At 54.6% G+C, this 16,213-nt stretch carries 17 protein-coding genes; all 17 read left to right on the forward strand.

What is annotated here, in order from left to right; genetic code table 11:
- The first annotated feature begins 1,488 nt into the window (after nucleotides 1–1,488).
- The 17 genes from DV706_RS13965 to DV706_RS14045 all read left to right on the forward strand — a co-directional run bounded on the left by DV706_RS13965 (nucleotide 1,489) and on the right by DV706_RS14045 (nucleotide 15,831).
- Complete coding sequence (locus DV706_RS13965) at nucleotides 1,489–1,767, forward strand: hypothetical protein (RefSeq protein ID WP_136350899.1); 279 nt, start codon at nucleotides 1,489–1,491, stop codon at nucleotides 1,765–1,767.
- Between the two features lie 741 nt (nucleotides 1,768–2,508).
- Entirely contained in the window at nucleotides 2,509–3,015 is a 507-nt protein-coding gene (locus DV706_RS13970; RefSeq protein ID WP_240756778.1) for a hypothetical protein, read from the forward strand.
- Between the two features lie 67 nt (nucleotides 3,016–3,082).
- Nucleotides 3,083–3,514, forward strand: coding sequence for a hypothetical protein (locus DV706_RS13975; protein ID WP_006065704.1), 432 nt, complete (start codon nucleotides 3,083–3,085; stop codon nucleotides 3,512–3,514).
- 22 nt (nucleotides 3,515–3,536) lie between these two features.
- Nucleotides 3,537–3,884 (forward strand): hypothetical protein, encoded by a 348-nt coding sequence (locus tag DV706_RS13980; protein ID WP_006065705.1) that lies wholly within the window; start codon nucleotides 3,537–3,539, stop codon nucleotides 3,882–3,884.
- 1,806 nt (nucleotides 3,885–5,690) lie between these two features.
- On the forward strand, nucleotides 5,691–5,903 hold the full coding sequence (locus tag DV706_RS13985; protein WP_006065708.1) for a hypothetical protein: 213 nt from the start codon (nucleotides 5,691–5,693) through the stop codon (nucleotides 5,901–5,903).
- A complete protein-coding gene (locus tag DV706_RS13990; RefSeq protein ID WP_006065709.1) occupies nucleotides 5,903–6,232 on the forward strand; it encodes a DUF5802 family protein in 330 nt (109 codons plus the stop codon). Before DV706_RS13985 ends, DV706_RS13990 begins: the two co-directional genes overlap by 1 nt.
- A gap of 185 nt (nucleotides 6,233–6,417) precedes the next feature.
- Nucleotides 6,418–8,118 (forward strand): terminase large subunit domain-containing protein, encoded by a 1,701-nt coding sequence (locus tag DV706_RS13995; protein WP_006065710.1) that lies wholly within the window; start codon nucleotides 6,418–6,420, stop codon nucleotides 8,116–8,118.
- Nucleotides 8,119–8,408: 290 nt separating this feature from the next.
- The gene (locus tag DV706_RS14000; RefSeq protein ID WP_240756779.1) at nucleotides 8,409–9,797 is read left to right on the forward strand and encodes a phage portal protein; all 1,389 of its coding nucleotides are present in this window, start codon (nucleotides 8,409–8,411) and stop codon (nucleotides 9,795–9,797) included.
- A 25-nt stretch (nucleotides 9,798–9,822) separates the two neighbouring features.
- Nucleotides 9,823–10,080, forward strand: coding sequence for a hypothetical protein (locus tag DV706_RS14005; RefSeq protein WP_006065712.1), 258 nt, complete (start codon nucleotides 9,823–9,825; stop codon nucleotides 10,078–10,080).
- 12 nt (nucleotides 10,081–10,092) lie between these two features.
- Nucleotides 10,093–10,737: a hypothetical protein gene (locus tag DV706_RS14010; protein ID WP_006065713.1), complete on the forward strand. Its 645-nt coding sequence runs from the start codon at nucleotides 10,093–10,095 to the stop codon at nucleotides 10,735–10,737.
- A 7-nt stretch (nucleotides 10,738–10,744) separates the two neighbouring features.
- A complete protein-coding gene (locus DV706_RS14015) occupies nucleotides 10,745–11,236 on the forward strand; it encodes a hypothetical protein (RefSeq protein ID WP_006065714.1) in 492 nt (163 codons plus the stop codon).
- 30 nt (nucleotides 11,237–11,266) lie between these two features.
- A complete protein-coding gene (locus DV706_RS14020) occupies nucleotides 11,267–11,737 on the forward strand; it encodes a hypothetical protein (RefSeq protein ID WP_006065715.1) in 471 nt (156 codons plus the stop codon).
- Between the two features lie 47 nt (nucleotides 11,738–11,784).
- Nucleotides 11,785–12,720: a phage major capsid protein gene (locus tag DV706_RS14025; RefSeq protein ID WP_006065716.1), complete on the forward strand. Its 936-nt coding sequence runs from the start codon at nucleotides 11,785–11,787 to the stop codon at nucleotides 12,718–12,720.
- 125 nt (nucleotides 12,721–12,845) lie between these two features.
- On the forward strand, nucleotides 12,846–13,184 hold the full coding sequence (locus DV706_RS14030; protein WP_006065717.1) for a hypothetical protein: 339 nt from the start codon (nucleotides 12,846–12,848) through the stop codon (nucleotides 13,182–13,184).
- Nucleotides 13,184–13,600 carry a hypothetical protein gene (locus DV706_RS14035; RefSeq protein ID WP_006065718.1) on the forward strand — a complete coding sequence of 139 codons (417 nt, stop codon included), beginning with the start codon at nucleotides 13,184–13,186 and terminating at the stop codon, nucleotides 13,598–13,600. Before DV706_RS14030 ends, DV706_RS14035 begins: the two co-directional genes overlap by 1 nt.
- Nucleotides 13,601–13,615: 15 nt before the next feature.
- A complete protein-coding gene (locus tag DV706_RS14040; protein ID WP_006065719.1) occupies nucleotides 13,616–15,538 on the forward strand; it encodes a hypothetical protein in 1,923 nt (640 codons plus the stop codon).
- Nucleotides 15,538–15,831 carry a hypothetical protein gene (locus tag DV706_RS14045; protein WP_136350900.1) on the forward strand — a complete coding sequence of 98 codons (294 nt, stop codon included), beginning with the start codon at nucleotides 15,538–15,540 and terminating at the stop codon, nucleotides 15,829–15,831. Before DV706_RS14040 ends, DV706_RS14045 begins: the two co-directional genes overlap by 1 nt.
- The last annotated feature ends 382 nt before the right edge of the window (nucleotides 15,832–16,213 follow it).

Raw genomic sequence — 16,213 nt, forward strand, 5'->3', positions numbered from 1 at the left:
CAGACCAGTTTCACTGGTAGGGGGCCGACCAGCTCACACACGATCCCGAAGGGATTCATACGCGAGGCTGGTCTGTGACCCCGAAGGATCAACACCCCAGAGGGGTGTAGTTGGTTTTCTGTGCCACCGAAGGTGGTGGCTTCCGTATCCAGTCAGGTGACACCTTTCGGTGTCCGGTTTCGATGGCCTTCCACGACCACATCCCAAGGGATGTGTGTCACTCGTCGTGATAGCTGCACCTTGTCGGAGATCCCCAAGGGGATCTGCTTCGCTCGTAACTCGTTCGTCCTCGAGTCCATAGGACTCGTTCCTGATTTTGTGGCGTACCTCTCGAGAGAGGGACGGAACCGTTGAACATCGTAGATGTTGCCCGTGGTTGCTCGATTTCGCTTGAGCGACTTCGCACCCCGGAGGGGTGGAGCGGTCTTGAGCTGCACCGTGTAGGCCGAAGGCCTCCACCGCTCGAGATATTTGCCCGACCATCCTGTGATCGGGGTTCACCTTCTTCGAAGGTCCCGGTTGCTCGCTCCTTCACGCCCTCGTAGGTGTACGTCGCTTGCTATTACCACCGAAGGTGGGGTGGCGCTCGGCGACTCGGATTCAGGAACCCGTTGGTTCCTGCAAGGCCGGGGGGCGTGCTTTGGCCAGCGCTGCTGCTGTCCGAGCGAGCACTTCGACGCTTCGCAGGCCCCGTGTGGGGCGTCTCAGACCCACGCCTCTCGAGAGGCGCGATTGTGGCGCTTGAGGGAACACACACGCCTATTGAGCATGATGTGTGTGTCCGAATCCCGTGCTCGCTTGCTGTCGTGCCTACAATGTGAGGCACCACGACCGTACTACCCGACCGACTGTCACCCGATCGGTTTCGAATCGATGATAGTGGGGATAGCCCCGGAGTATATAAACTTGTCGAAGTGCTGAATAATGGTGTTTCAGTGTATCGAGACCGCTGTTTAGAGCATTTGGGGTGTGAATGTCTGTGGACTGTTGTTAAGTTCACTTTCACTGAGCTTTATCTGGCGTTGCTGGCCTTCTTGAGCGTTTTGGTGCCAGATTTACTTTTTGTTAGTGCTATTTCGCCGATTTCGCTATTTTGAGCCTTTCGCGGCGCAGCTCGAATACCGGGGCTTTGACCTACCCAAACCGCCGATTTCTGCACGTAACCGATCTCGAGGATCAACACCTTTGGAGGATTACCCGCAGTTATTTCTATCTTAAAGCTATCTGTTTCTCGAGTGAGTGCTACTACCCAGTGTTTGGCCGATCGGCTACGGGTACGTGTGCAGGCTTGCGTGCGAGAACGGGTGGTGGATGGTGGGCCGCCTTCCCGCACGCTCGAGTGCGCCAGCGATGCGTGCACGCATTATGCGCTGATGTGCGACGGGTTGCGACACCACTGGACGGGCATACCCGCTCGCGTGAGAGGGGTAAGTTGCTCAGAAATTTTCAAAATCATCTATATATAATGAGCGACTCAAAATGCCGACGATGGTTACGTTCACGGATCTAATGTGGTTGCTTGCGGTTGTCGGTGTAGTGTGTGCAGCAATGGTAGGAATTGCACTCCTAACGAAGCGGTGGATAATGATTGAAGCAAGTGTGAAGGGTATTCGGTGGCTTTCAGTCACTGTTGTGGCAGTAGGTTTATTGGACGAAGGCTACGGAGCTGACTCTCTGGAAACCAACGCTATTGTTGTCGGTGTCGCAGTAGTAGTCGTCATCGCCAGTGAGGCTGGAATGCTTTGGGTTGAAAATAACAAACCATAGTTGGGTATGCTACTATTCAGAGATACCGGCAAACGCGCCCGAAAGTCGTTACAAGATTGATCTGCCACTATCCGATTAGTAAATATACACGGGCGTGTATACTTCGGTAAAATATATACACAGATATGCTGTGAGTGTGCTACGCACGAGTATATGAACCCTCGACCCCCTATATATACCGTTGTCTATTACTAAGGGTGGAGGAAGTGATTTCCGGGGTTGGCATGATACCCTTTTCAGTGTCACCAAAGAGTGACCGCGCCAGCTCCTCTTGATAGCTTCCTCGAGTTTTCTCTCTTTGAGGTAGCTGGTTTATCTCTTTTCAGCTACTGGGCGTGGCGGACAGGCTGTTGCTGGGTCTGCTGGCCTTCTCGTACGAAGAAGCTTTTTCACCAGATCCAGGCGGACACGGACTGGGCACTGAGGGGTGTCCACCACTACGTGTCACTACTAACGGTATGGGCAGGGTTGGCAAGCTCTCCAAACAGCACTTGACAATTTCCATACATGGCATCAAACGAAGTTACCGGTAAGACAAAGACGGAACTTCGAGAGATGCGGAGAGGCTACGATCACCCGTACATACCGTTTGAGGATAAATTCTGCTTGGCAAAAATTCCGCGACAGCCGGAAGAGTATGATGGGCCGCCACGGTACTGTGTCTCCCAGAACGTCAAGAAGAACGGTCGCTGCAAACACCACGGAGGGAATGTCATTCCCCGTCCTGAAAACATGGACAAAATGGCGAATCTAAAACACGCTATGTATGCGAAAGACGAGCACCTTCGTGAGAACATGGACGAGCGCGAGGAGGAACTCTATGACTGGGTTCTCTCGTGGCCAGACGCCTATGGGATCGACCTCGAGTCAGATCCCTCAACAGCCCACGACTTCCAAACACTGGCAATCGAAATCGTTCGAGAAGCGAGGGGCAAGGACTACCAGCTCCGTCACGGCGAGGTAACGCAGAAGGCTGTGTATCTCCCGGACGGGCAGCAGATCGACTCCGAGACAGTCCCCGAGGCGCTGACGGAAGTCATGCAGTCTCAGGTCCGTCTCATTCAGAAGATCAAGGACAGCCTGGGGATCACTCGTAAGCAACAGATGAAAGACGAGAAGGCCGAGTCCGCCAGCGAGCTGATGGATGACATCGTTGGCGTGATGGGAAATCTCGTTGGCGATCGAGAAGGCTACGATCCCGATGCGTTTGACGACCAGGACGAACAGGACAAACAGGACGAAGAGTAGCATATAGCGGTTTTAGTACTCGAGAACGGCCTGCCCGCCTTCTCGTACGAAATATCTCAATCTATCTATGGCACAATTACACAACTACGGAGAGGAATTTATTCTCAAGGAAGCATTCGGTTCTGGGAGTGGTGCAACCACTTTCAGTGTCGGTCTCTACGACTACACTGGCAACGTTCTGTCTGACTCTGACGACGTTTCGGCGATCACTTCTGAACCCAGTGGTTCGGGCTATGCTCGTCAGTCAGCTACTCGAGATAGCAATTTCACGTTCAGCCTTTCGGGGGGTGACTGGCAGACTGTTATCGACGATCTCGTCTACGATACTGATGACTCGACTGAGAGCGTTGACGGTTATTTCGTGACGGCAACCTTCACGGCAGACGGTGACGGGAGCGCCACGGAACATCTGCTGTTCTCTGGCCAGCTCGACCAGACCTACGACCTTGGCAGCGTGACCACGTTCACGATGCAGGGTAGCGGTATCTCGCTCGACTAACTCTAACTGATTTACACTCCCTATGGCCCAAATTTATGACCGGTGGTACATCCTCCCCATAGCGGAGACAGACGTTGACGGATCGACAGAGCGCTCCCCTGAGTTGTTCGGCCAAGAGGATGAGATTGTGGGGTGGGCCGGGAACATCGTTGATATGACTCCCGTGACGGCCTATCCGACCTTTGACGGGGAGTATTACATAGCCCGTGTCTACGGCTCTTGGGCCGCCGTCAACCACATGAGCGTCCAACATGACCAACTCACCCTCTCTACAAGCGACGGGGAGATCGACGTCATACTCAGCCAGCGGTTCCCGGAGATCGACGTCGGGGAGATACCGTGGGAGGAGCGATTCAAGGTGGAGGTCTAAATGGCTCAATATTACACCGATTTTAGTGAGTACGATCATGCTGACACCCCGGATGACGGGATGGACGATTGGACCAATTGGGAGGAGGATTCAGTAGACACGGACGAAACGCGACGGCGTGTTATCAGCGACTCTGAATATGCCGGAGGTCGTGCTTTCGAACTAAGGACTTTCTTTGAGTCCGGTCTTTTGGGTGCATATTGGAACGTTATACCCGCCACGACGTCCGATTATGAGGTCCTCCTTCGGTTTCAACCTACCAACAATCCGTTTACCCAAGGCGTCTTTGTGAGGCTTGACCCGGATAGCGCTCATACGTATGTCAGCCAAGTGGCGGGGAGTGACTCTCCACGTTTAAGATTACACACAGAGGAGACTACGAATTTTGGACGGGGGGGTGTCAGCCTAAGTAGGGATGATTGGTGTCATATGCGGGTCAGAATCCACGGAGACACCTTTCAAGCCCGTTTGTGGAAGGATGAGGACCCTGAGCCGTCGACTTGGCAAGTTACAACGACCGATAACACTCTCACGTCGGGTAGAGTGGGCGTGGGGCAAAACAGTAACTTGCGCTCCATAATTGTAGACACGATTGGGGTGGGAACCGCCGGAGACCCCGCGCCCACAGAGCCGGTATCTGGCGGTGAGCCGGAACCGGAGGGCGAAGAAATCACAGCAAGTGCTGTTAGAACCCTCGCGTTGGGTACACCAAGCATTTCCTCGAGTACGACCAACTCGGTGTCTGGAAGCTCTGTAGTACCTTCCAGTTCCGCAGTGTTTCAATCGAGTACGATTACTCAGACAACAACTGAAAGCGGGACTGTGGGCGCTGTGGCTGCTCCTATGGCAGCGTGGGGTTCATCCGAATCCCAGATATTCGCGATCGGGTCGATCGTTGAATCTGCCGCCGTTCCCGAGCAGACAGGTGCGATCTCAGAAGCGTCCTCGAGCGTAGATTCCACTGTCTCTGGAGCCGCTTCAGCTCGAATTAGTTCGGGAAGCGCCGCGACAGTTAGTTCGGCGTCCCGATCGACGTTCTCGACGGTAGCGGAACAGAGCAGTGGATCTGGATACACGGAAGCGATCTCAGCTATCCCCACAATTCAGGCATCTCCGCTCTCTGCCGTCGTAATTGACGAAAATGTCACTTACGGGGCAGCATCGATGGCGCTCTCGAGTGCCACAACAGCTCCCTCTGGGGCTGTAACTGAGGGTATTTCGGGCGCAATTGCTACTGAATCGGTCGCTGAAACCCTTCTTGGGCGCGTTGCAAGCGAAAATGACGCTCAAGCACAGGTCTCGGTGGTCTCGTCTACCGCGTTCCCGATCGAATCAACTGGAACAACGAGTTCTGTCGCTGATTCAGCGATTCTGGGCGCAGTTGCGTCTCCAATTGACCCAATAGCGGTCTCGTCGGCTGAATCGGGTGCAATTATCACCGAAATGCAGTCGAGTGAGACAGATGTGGGGACAATCGGTGTCTCGAGCGCGATCTCGAGCGGATCGACGGTCAATTCGACCGCTGTGCCGCTAATTTCGGTCTACACGACTGAGAGAACCGGTCAGGCAGCGACCATCGAGGCAGCTCTAACCTCTCTGGTCGGTCGGAAGAAGATTACAGACCGACGTGTGGACGTTTTCACTGCATCGAGTCGGAACTCTGTGGACGTTAGAAAGCGGTACTAATCACACATCATGGCGACATTTACAATCAAAACAGGAGATACGTCTCCTGCAATCGAGTCCACGCTTCGAGATGGATCGGGATCTCCAGTTGACCTGGAACAATCCAGTGTTCTGTTTCGGATGCGTGACGAGGACGGCGGCCTCGTATTCGACGAGACGGCATTTATCGATCTTGAAGAGACCGGTGTCGTTGTGTATGAGTGGCGACCCCAGGATACAGCCAGCCCTGGCGTGTATAGGGCGGAATGGCGAGTAACGTATGACGACGGCGCGGTTGAGACCTTTCCAAATAGCGGTTATCTGACTATCTATGTCACCAGCAATGTTGAATAATGGTTGAATCTTTCTCGAGCAAATACTACCTGACACAAATCAATGTAATTCCCTACAGCGGCGATCGGGCGGTCATTGATATTGAATGGGCCGAACAGCTGCGGAGGAAATACGCTAACACGTATCCGCTTGTATTCAAACTCGCTGTCGGTAGCGCTCACATTCCCACGTATGGCGAGGCTGGCGTTCCCGCACGGACACTTGCCGTCCCAAAAGAGCTGTTCGAGTCTCTGAACGTCGACGAAACCGAGCCTACGAACGTCCTTCTTGCCAAAGAGCGGACTGTCGATCAGCTCATCTCACTGAATTTGGTCGACTGTCATGCCTGAGAAAAGCGAAATCTCAGTTGCAGGACCCGGAGAGGGCGTTAACGATCCCGAAAAAGTCTCAAATTATCGAATTCGGGCCGGTGGAAAGCAAACTGGCCTCATTATTCGATGGAATGGTAACGAATACGACCGCGACTGTTGCTGGATTCGGGCTGATCTCGATTCTCTGATTGATTTAGAAGAAAATGAATGAATTGGTCGCCCAGTTTGCCAAACAAGCTGGCATCTCTGAGGATGATGTTATTCAGCGCTGGCGTGGGCGACCAGATCGGATAGCAGAAGACCTCTTTCAAGTAAAAGACACTGACACGGGACAGATCGGGGATCTCGAACTGTTCGATCCGTACCAGCCGAAGATCGTTCACGCCTATTTCTACGGCGATTCGAGCACGCTGAACATCTACAAAGGACGCCGTATCGGGGTGTCTTTCATTATCGTAGTCTGTTTGGCGCTGGACGGCATGATGAACGGGAACTCGTTCTTCCCAATCGTGTCCTCGAAGGAGGAACAGGCGCAGGCACGTATTCGTGACCTCAAGAATCTGTTCGAGAACGCCCGCATCAACATTCCGTTCGCCAAAACACCGACGCAGAGCGAAATTGTGCTCTGGAATGGAACGCGCTACAAAGCGTACACAGGGAACCCGAAAGGTGCTCGAGGTGACGACAGCGCAAAGACTGTCTTCATCGACGAGATGGCGTTCCTTGAAGACCAAGAGGCGACCAGCCGGGCGTTCAGCCCCTTCGTCTCTCTGGGCACTCAGGGCCTCATGGTGGAGGTTTCCACTCCCGAGGCACAGAACGACCTGTTCATGCGAAACCACGCTCGTGGGACGCCCACGGGCTTCGACGAGGACGGTAACAAGATAGGAACGATCTCGATAAAACAGCCGTCGTTCAAGAACGCGGACGACATCGAGGTTGAAGTCCCATTGTACGAGCAGGACGTAGTGCCAGCTCGTCCAGACCTCAATCTTGACGTTGTGGAAGGCGATCGGCTCAAGGACCCTCAAGGGTTCGCTCAAGAGTATCTCTGTCGTCCTATTGATGACAGCTACCGATTCTTCAACGAGCAATCGATCGTTGAGGCACAGGATCGATCTCTCGATCCCTCGTACCAATACGGGATCTACACCCGGAAGCAACCGGGCGTCATGCGGGTGATGGCAGTAGACATTGGCATCGATCACGACGATACTGTGGTCACGGTCTACGATCACTTGGGAGAGAAGCGCGATATGCGCTACTGGGAGATCGTGGATAACGATGTGCTGCGGGAAGCGGGTATAGAAAGTCCAGATCGAGGGAATGCCGTTCATGTTGCTCACCGGTTGGCTCAGATCCACTCGACGATGGACGTGGATTACCTCATTCTCGATAGCACCGGGCCGGGTGAAACGTTCGATCGGATCATCCGAGACAAGCTTGGTCGCGGTGTGATCGGATTCAACTTCTCCAATCAGGATGCCGTGAAGGACATGATGGGCGACATGAACGCCGCCCTGCGCAACGGCCAGGTGACACTGGCGAAAGATGACGAAATGTACGATCAGCTCGCTTCGATCGTCAAAGAGCAGAAGCGTGACGGCCAGAAGCCGAAGTTCTCCGGTAAGGACACTTCTGAGAGCGGGAAGGACGACATCGCAATTGCCTGCGTTCTGGGCGCGTTCCCTCCAGGTCTCTCGGTGAAGCCGGGACGCCAAATGGCGACCAGAAAGCCAGCACCAACGGGTGGTGAAGCGCTCTCTGTCAACGAACAGCCCGATGAACAGCCCGAAAAGGAACCCCCAAAGTCTGCGAAAGTGGCCTTCGGTTCTCGATCCGTTTCGCGAGATCGACGACGTTCCTATTCGCCCCGTTATGCACGGCGGCGCTCGCGAGTCTAACGGTAAGTACAGGGGAAGCAGTTACCGGGCAAGGAATATGCACTCAGTTATTTGAACCACTCACTATTGAGTCTTCCATCCCCGTTCCAATACCAGCGAATATAGGTATAGAAAATAGCGAGTATAACAGCAAGGGAAACGACTGTTCCTATGGGTTGCATAATCCCCTGTACTAATTTGTTTTACATATAACTGGTGGTCACTTCGCATCTGTAGTGATCGTGCGGACTCTCGGATAATCCTCTAAATTTAACCCAATCTGATATATGAGTAATGTAAAAGCGGCCATGATGAGACGTGCCGCTGACGGGCGCGTCGGATTCGCTTTAGATGCGCCGCGTGCCGTCATCAAGCGTCCTGCGGGCGCTGGTGGCCGTCCAGAAGTCAGTGAGCCTCCAGAACAGAAGATCAGCGACTATCGGCTTATCGCTAACATGGACCCCCACATCGGGGAGTCGATCGATACGCTCGTTGATTACCTCGTGGGGTCTGGCTTCTCGATCCAACCCGCGAATATCCCATTCACGGATCAAGAACAGACCGACGAGGATATTGCAGCGTTCAAACTGCTCATTGAGACGTCTGAGTTTGAAACTGTTCTCTACGAATGGGTGTGGCACGCGCTCGTCGACGGGACAGCATTCCTCGAGATCGTTGTCGAGGACGACGTATTCAAGCCGAAGTTGCTGCCCACGGAGCGGATGAAGATCCAGACGGACGACAAGGGTGAGATCATCGAGTATCTCATGGAGCGAGAAGACGGCGGCGACGATATCAAGTTTGGACCGTACGACATTGCTCACCTGACGTTCCACAAGCACCCCGGCGAAGACTTCGGTCACTCACTGATTGAGCGGATCGAAGAGCAGGCGAACTTCCTGCGCGACATGGAAATTGATCTGGCACGCTTCATCTCGACGAAGGCGTACCCGCCCGTGATATGGAAGTGTGGCACTGAGGAGCGCCCGTGGAACGACACGCAGATCGAGGAGTGGCTTGACACCGTTGAGATGATCGAGCCGGAATCGATGATTGCAGTCGGCCACGATGTGGATCACGAGGTCGTCGGTGTCACCAGTACGTCCACTTCGGCGGGAATGTTGAACCTGGACAGCACGTTTGCGCACCTTCAGAAGCGCATTGCAGCTGGTCTCGGCATTCCTGCGTTCTTGTTGAACATGGACGCTGACGTTGGTCGCAACGACTCGATCACGCTGATGCCTAAGTTCGATAGGCGGATTCAGCGCTATCGTTCCATCATCAAGAACGCAATTCGATACCAGATTTTCGTCAGCATTCTCGGGGAGAACAACCCGGAGGATTACGATGAACTTCCCCCCGACTACGTGTTCGGAGAGCACTCGAGCGATGAAGGTCGCTTAGAGATTGACTCCGCTATTAAGCTCTTCAATGAAGGGTTCCTCACTCGCGAGGCCTTCGCACAGCGCGTTGGCATAGACCCCGAGACAGAGCTTCCCGATGAAAGCGAGTTGGTTGAGATCGTCGGACTCTTGCAGGACCTGCGAGGGGCTGGTGACTCGATTCAGAATCCCAACGGTGGTTCACCAACCAGTACGGGAAGCGGGGCCGAATCCGCTGGCCGCGAAGTCCGATCACGACAGAATCCCGAGCGGGACTCGAGTGGCGGTCGCAGGCAGCGAGATGTATCGAACGAGTGAGAATTGAGGTAACTACGAACACGAAATGGACGTCGACGAAGATGTAATCAGACAACTTCTTCAGAATACTGCTCGCACCGAAGAGCGAACCAAAGCGATCCAGCGTGAACTTGACCGCATGAAAACGCGCTCCGTTCAGGAGAATGCGAGGCGTGACAAGCGCCTCTCTGAACTGGAGGCCCGCGTTGACCGGAATAGCGTTATTCTATCCGGTGGTCTGTTCACTGTTGGATCTGCCATCGTTGCGCTTTTTGCGAAGATGAGCGATCTTCTGAGGTTTTAGCATGAATAGACTATGAGTCAGGAATATACGATTGATGAGGAGCTGGCGTTCAACGTCTCTTTCTCTCTCCCAGACGAACTTGGGCGGCCTGATGGCTTCAACAAGTACGGCGTAAAGGAGTACGAGGACGGTTCGATTGACGTGATTTTCGCGGCGATGGAGCCAGGTCTACGAAAGGGCATCCGAATCACAGACGAGTTTCTGAGCAGTGTGTCTCAGAATTTCTCTGAGACGTTGCCTCTCCAGTTAGACCACGACAAGGGACAACTGTCGAACGTTGGGCACCTCAAGGACGTGCGATTCTCGAACGGCTTCCTGCGGGTTCTCGCACACATTCCAAACACCGGTAACACCGTCCGCAGCGACGTGATTGCCGACTTTACACATGAACCACCAGCGATCAATGACGGCTCTGTCGGGTTCGGGAACGACTACCGGATCGAGCGCAACGACGCAGGGGAACCCGAGTTTGTTGACGCGACGATGGTAGAGTTCTCGCTGACACCCTTCCCGGCTGGGTATGGTAGCGATGGCGGGCTATCTCCCCAGTTCGCGAAGGCGGCCAGAGAAGCTGGCGTGTTTAGTGAACAACTGGAAGCTGAAACTCCGGTGTCGCACCTCAAAGGGTCGTGCCGGGCGCGATTTACCGAAATCTAATCTACATATGAAGAAGATTGAACTTGAAACCCCGATCGATGAGATGAGCGAAGCAGACCTCCGCGAGACCTTCTCGCAGGTCATGGACGCTCACGAAGAGAACATCACGGCCTACAGCGAACTCGAGGAGACCGCTGGGAAGGCCACCGAATACGCCGAGCACATCGAGGATCTTGAAAGCGATCTCGAAGCTGCTCGAGCGTATTTCTCCGAGAAGGCTTCTACGGTCACGAACATCGACCAGGAGCTTCTCGCACAGCGCTTCTCGATGGGCGAACTCGTTGAGATGACTGGCCGCGCTGACGAAGCTGCTGAGGCCCGCTTCTCTGAGGAACAAGAGGCCACCGAACAGGAAGCCGACGAAGGCGCTGTCGATGAGCCGGAAACCGTGTTCGCCGACAAGCCTCAGAAGTCGCCCGCCTTCTCGAGCGATGCCCTGGAAAGCCGAAAAGAGGCTGCCCGTGCTCGTCTGAGCAGCGTTGGCGGCATTTCTCTCTGAACCCCCTACTACACAATTTACTGATATTCTATGGTCGACATTGGAATTGCTACTGCTGGTGCTGAACAGCCTATTAACCGACACGGAGCCGTTGCTGGCGAGACGATGCATGAGGGCGACCTCGTTGGAATCGACGCTGACGGCCACATGGTCAAGGCCGATGCGGGAGCTGGTTCGGATCAGCTCATGGCGATCGGCGCTCTTCTGACTCCCGCTGACGATCTCTCGAACTACGATCAGGAGGAAGTTAAGCTCGTCATTGAGGCTAACCGTGCTCTCGTTGGACGCGACCGCGTGTCCACGATTGCGTACGGTGTCGAGGTCGAGAACGGTGACGGCGACTGGGCGTTCACTCCCGGACTTCCCGTCTATCTCGATGTTGGTGGCGGCTACACGCAGACGGCACCCTCGAGTGCTGGCGATCTCGTTCAGGTTGTCGGTACGGCGCTGACTGAAGACCGCATTATGCTGGCCGTTCAGCCGCACACCCACACCGCCTGATCTGGCGAGTAACTCTCTGCTGATAATTTAAATTCTTAGATATTTCTATGGCAATCTACCGCGAAATCACCACCAAGGACGACGTTCCGCTCTCTGACCTTCTGCTGGACGCCGTTGCTGAAATCGATCTGTTTAACGAAGCGGAACGGCCTTTCCGCGAGCTTCTGGCTCAGACGGTCACTGAGCGCACCTTCCGTGTCCACACGGGGGACATGACGTGGGAAGAACTCGCTGAGGGTGAGCACGCTCGCACCGGGCGACTCGAGTCCACTGAAATGGCGTTCTCCGTCAAAAAGTACGGACGCTCTCTCGGTTTCTCCCAGGAGTTCATTGAGGACAACACGGCTGACATCGTTCGCCGACAGTACGAGACGCTCGTCAAGGGCGCTCTCCAGAAAGAGCACGAAGTTCTCTTCGACATTGTTCGCGATGGCTGGGCGGACGGCACCAACCTCTGGTTCGAACCAGAAGACTACGGAAGCTACACGTTCACCAAGAGTCACAACCACGTCTTCGCCGACACCGAGGCGCTGTTCGGTGACGCCGATCAACACTCGGCCACGGCCCACATCCGTGAGGCCAACAAGGAGATTCGGCACCACGGCAAGCGCCCCACCATTGCGCTCATGAGCAGCGACATGGCGGCTGAGTTCGTCGACGAACTTGCGTACGACGCGCAGTACCTCATTCCCGAGGCGGAAGGGCTTGTCAGCACTGCGCTCCCGGACACCACGATGCGCGTTGATGGTGTCTATCTCATGCAGACGGCGTGGCTCACCGACGACGAAGTTCACGTCATCGCTGCCGACGAGAAGCCGATCTACTTCCACGAGGCTCGGCCCGTTCAGCTCACTCAGGGTGAGTTTGGCGGTCCCGTTGGCGACCCTGGACAGCTGCTCGGCAGCTACGGATCTGTCCGCTACGGTGCGGTTATCGCTGACCCACTCGCTGGCGTGAAGTTCCACATGACCAACGTCGCCTGATCCACTAATTGGATCAGTTCGGAGGACACCGGATACCGGATGATTTTCTTTAGTACGATATGGCAAACAGTGACACAGAACTAATAATTGAGCTACGATCTCTGACCGGGTACTCCGATGCAGTAATGGCTGATGAGACGTGGCGCGAAATGATCCAAACTGCAAAACACGAGGTTCGTGCTGAGGCAGCCTTGGACATCTCCAACTTCTACGAATACGAGCACCGGAGCGCCGAACGTGCGCTTTTCTGGACTACTGCGCTCTTCTCGAAAATTTACATGGGCGAACTCGAGGGCCTGGACTTCAACATTGGATCAGTGAAGATCCACCAGCTTCCCGTTCGTGACATCACCCGTGTTTGGTACGAGAAGATTGACACGCACATAGCAAACCTTCGTGCTCGGACAAGCGGTCATGGTATTCGTTCAGTTCGTCGCATGGATCGGACGTACGGTGACAACTAATGTCTCGAATTATTGATGCCCGACTCAACGTCATCAACCTGATCTTCGAGCGTGCTGCTCGAGAGGTGAAAGTATGGCGTGAAGTCGATCTTGGTTACAATGACCCGTACGGGAAGGGGGAGGATGAGAAGATCCTCGTCTCGGATGACGAGCTTGCGGTCATGTACTATCCCGGCACGAGTCCGGGTGGTGCGCGTCCCGATCGATACGAAGAGCGCTACGGAGAGCGCGTCTACTGGGAGCCGCACATATTCTTCAAGCACGACTCTGTTGTGCAGGAGAAAGATATAATCGAGATCCCTCTCGAGCGCTATCCAGAGAACCCAAACGCTGACAAGCAGTTGTGGGAACTCGAGACGCTGGTCCCGTACGAGACACACATCGAGGGACAGATGCAGCGCTTCGTCGAGCAATAATTTTCGAGGTAGTGGATGGCAAAGAGGCTCAGATTCAACGTTAGTGTCGACGACGGCGGCGTTCCCCGGACAATAAAACGCTCTATTGAGAAGGGGATGCGCGATGCCTCGTGGCAGATCGTTGAACGTGGCGAAGACGTTGCCACCGATCGGATCGTCCAACGCGATGCCATCTGGCAGTGGGATCTGATCGGTTCGTTTCAAACGAACTCGAAGAAGGACCCCAGAGGCCGCATAGCAATCCTCGCGAACACATCTGACCACGCGGCCCCACTCGAGCACGGAGCGCAGTACGGAGCGCGTGGGCCGCCGCTCGCACCTCTGATCCTCTACTTGATGACCAAGTTCGGGACGAGTGGGTTCGGGGGAAGTCCAAAACTTCGTCCCGGTCCTGGTGGCGGCACCGGTACGCAGAGCGCAGACGTTCCAGAAGGCTACCGCATTTTCAATCAGGATAGCCTGAAGGGAGATTTTGACGAGTTCTTCTACGGGCAGAAGCTGCGTGTTCTGGATCTCGAGTCCTCCGCGTTCTCGAACGGAATCGTGCGCGGAAAGTTTGACTCCCACCTTCTGATTGAAGTTGATGGACAACTCGTCGAAGTGCCGTGGGACGGCAGCTCTTCATGGCGACTACTGGGCGGGCAACTGTGGGATGATCTCGCACCTGCCGATCAGATGGATCTCATTCGGTCTCTGTTCGATCAAGTGAATCGAGGTCCAGGCATGGATGCACCGTACGGCCTCGCGTACGAGCAACTGCCACAGGCTGATCTTGACGCGATTGACGACACCTATCTGAAATTCGTTGATGCGAACAAGAATCCCCGTTCGGTCATGCGTGCCACTGAGAGGCTTCGACAGATCGGTCAGTTACCCTCTGATCGGAGCGAGAACGCGCACATTCTCGAGGCTGGTCCGCCACAATTAGACGGAGACGACTACTTTGGTACGCAACCGTTCGTGGAGCAAGGCGGTCTGTACTACGAGCGGAACAGACACCTGGATGTGTGGAACCACGAGTTAATGCACCTGTGGATCAACGCCCAGGGATACGATTACAGCAGCGACAAAGATCACTCACAACTGGGGACGTACCGGCGTGGTAATCTTCTCGAGTGGACCGTCAATCCAGATGGATTTACTGACGACTACCAGTTGCACAGAGATCCCGAGCTGTTCATGCTATACAGCCATGATAACAGGACTACACCGATAGAGTGGGATCATATTGTTGAGACGGTCCCCGATTACGTTGACGGTCTCGATCCCACCCCTGGGAGTGAGATCGTGGATCAGCCCGGACCCGAGGTATTCGACCCGAGTAACCCACAAGTTCGGGAAGGCGACCAGATCGACATCATGTTCGACGATGCGGTGTTCCCGACCACGTACGAGTTTACCAACGACCAGCCGTTTCAGGTTGGACCGGACGAGTGGCAGTACGAGGTCAGAGACACTGAGGTGAACAACCCGGATTTCTTCTCTGTTGACTCTGAGGGCAATCCAGTCGGTGCGACGGTCGATGTTTGGGAGCGAGTAGGGGGCAGTGCTTCGTTCGAGGGGCCGTTAGACGGTCAGCAGTACTTGACGACGGATATGCAATCAAATCCCCGTCTGGCGTACGCAGAGGCGCTGAATCGGACGCTGTATACACACATCTATGCGAGAAGCCAGGAGTACGGCACTGGCAATGAGGATCTTGGCTGGTACACAGCATTGTACGATGGCTACGGAATGACGAATACACATGAGACGGCTGCGGTCATGACGCAGATCATGCGTACACAGGTCTCAGAAGCCGGAGATCGTCGATATGTGGCCGATAACATTGAGCGAATTGCCACCGTTCACCCATATCTGATGGAAACGTGGCTGAATCTCTTCGAGCCGTCTGATCTGGCAAAGGCTGAATTAGACAGAATGGGTATCAACTACTAATGAGACTCGAGTTTGTAGACCGCGTTGGTGAGCAGGGCGTCGTTCACGGCGATCCCTGGGAATTTGACTACGACGGTCGATACCGCACGCAACTCGAGCGCGAGATAGCGCCGTACGAAGAGGTGGACATGGAGGTTCCGATCGACGACGGCGACCTTCCCGAACAAGTCCGTACCAACCTTCATGAAAGCGAATCAGCGCCACCAGAGCGCCGCTTGAAGATGCTCCGTAGGAAGTTGGTATCCAGTCGCTACATCAAGGAGCTGAATCTGGTATTGGACGACAGCGAATAGCAGGACATTATGGCGAGTTATGGACATTGACAGTTTAGATCCCGAGCTTGTGGATCGAGCGTTTAAGCTTCAAGAGAAGATCAAGCGCGAAGGTCTACAGGGAATTGGGTACATGGAAGCTGCACACTTCTATATGGAGCGGAATGCGGCTGACACGGTATCGAAGCACATTGAGAAGGAATTGAGATCCCAGTTCGGGGGTGGGAAGTGAACGAGAAGGAGGCCATACAGCGTACCGTTCAAGTTCTCAGCGAGAATTTGCCTTCTGACGTTACTGTTCGAACGGAGGGTGGCGGCGAGTTCCAGAACTTTCCGTGTGTCATTGTTTCGTGGACTACCCGGCGTCTCGATCGACTGCAAGGCAACAATCCGTATGCCGGTG

It is taken from the genome of Natronorubrum bangense (assembly GCF_004799645.1).
Classification (GTDB): Archaea; Halobacteriota; Halobacteria; order Halobacteriales; family Natrialbaceae; genus Natronorubrum; species Natronorubrum bangense.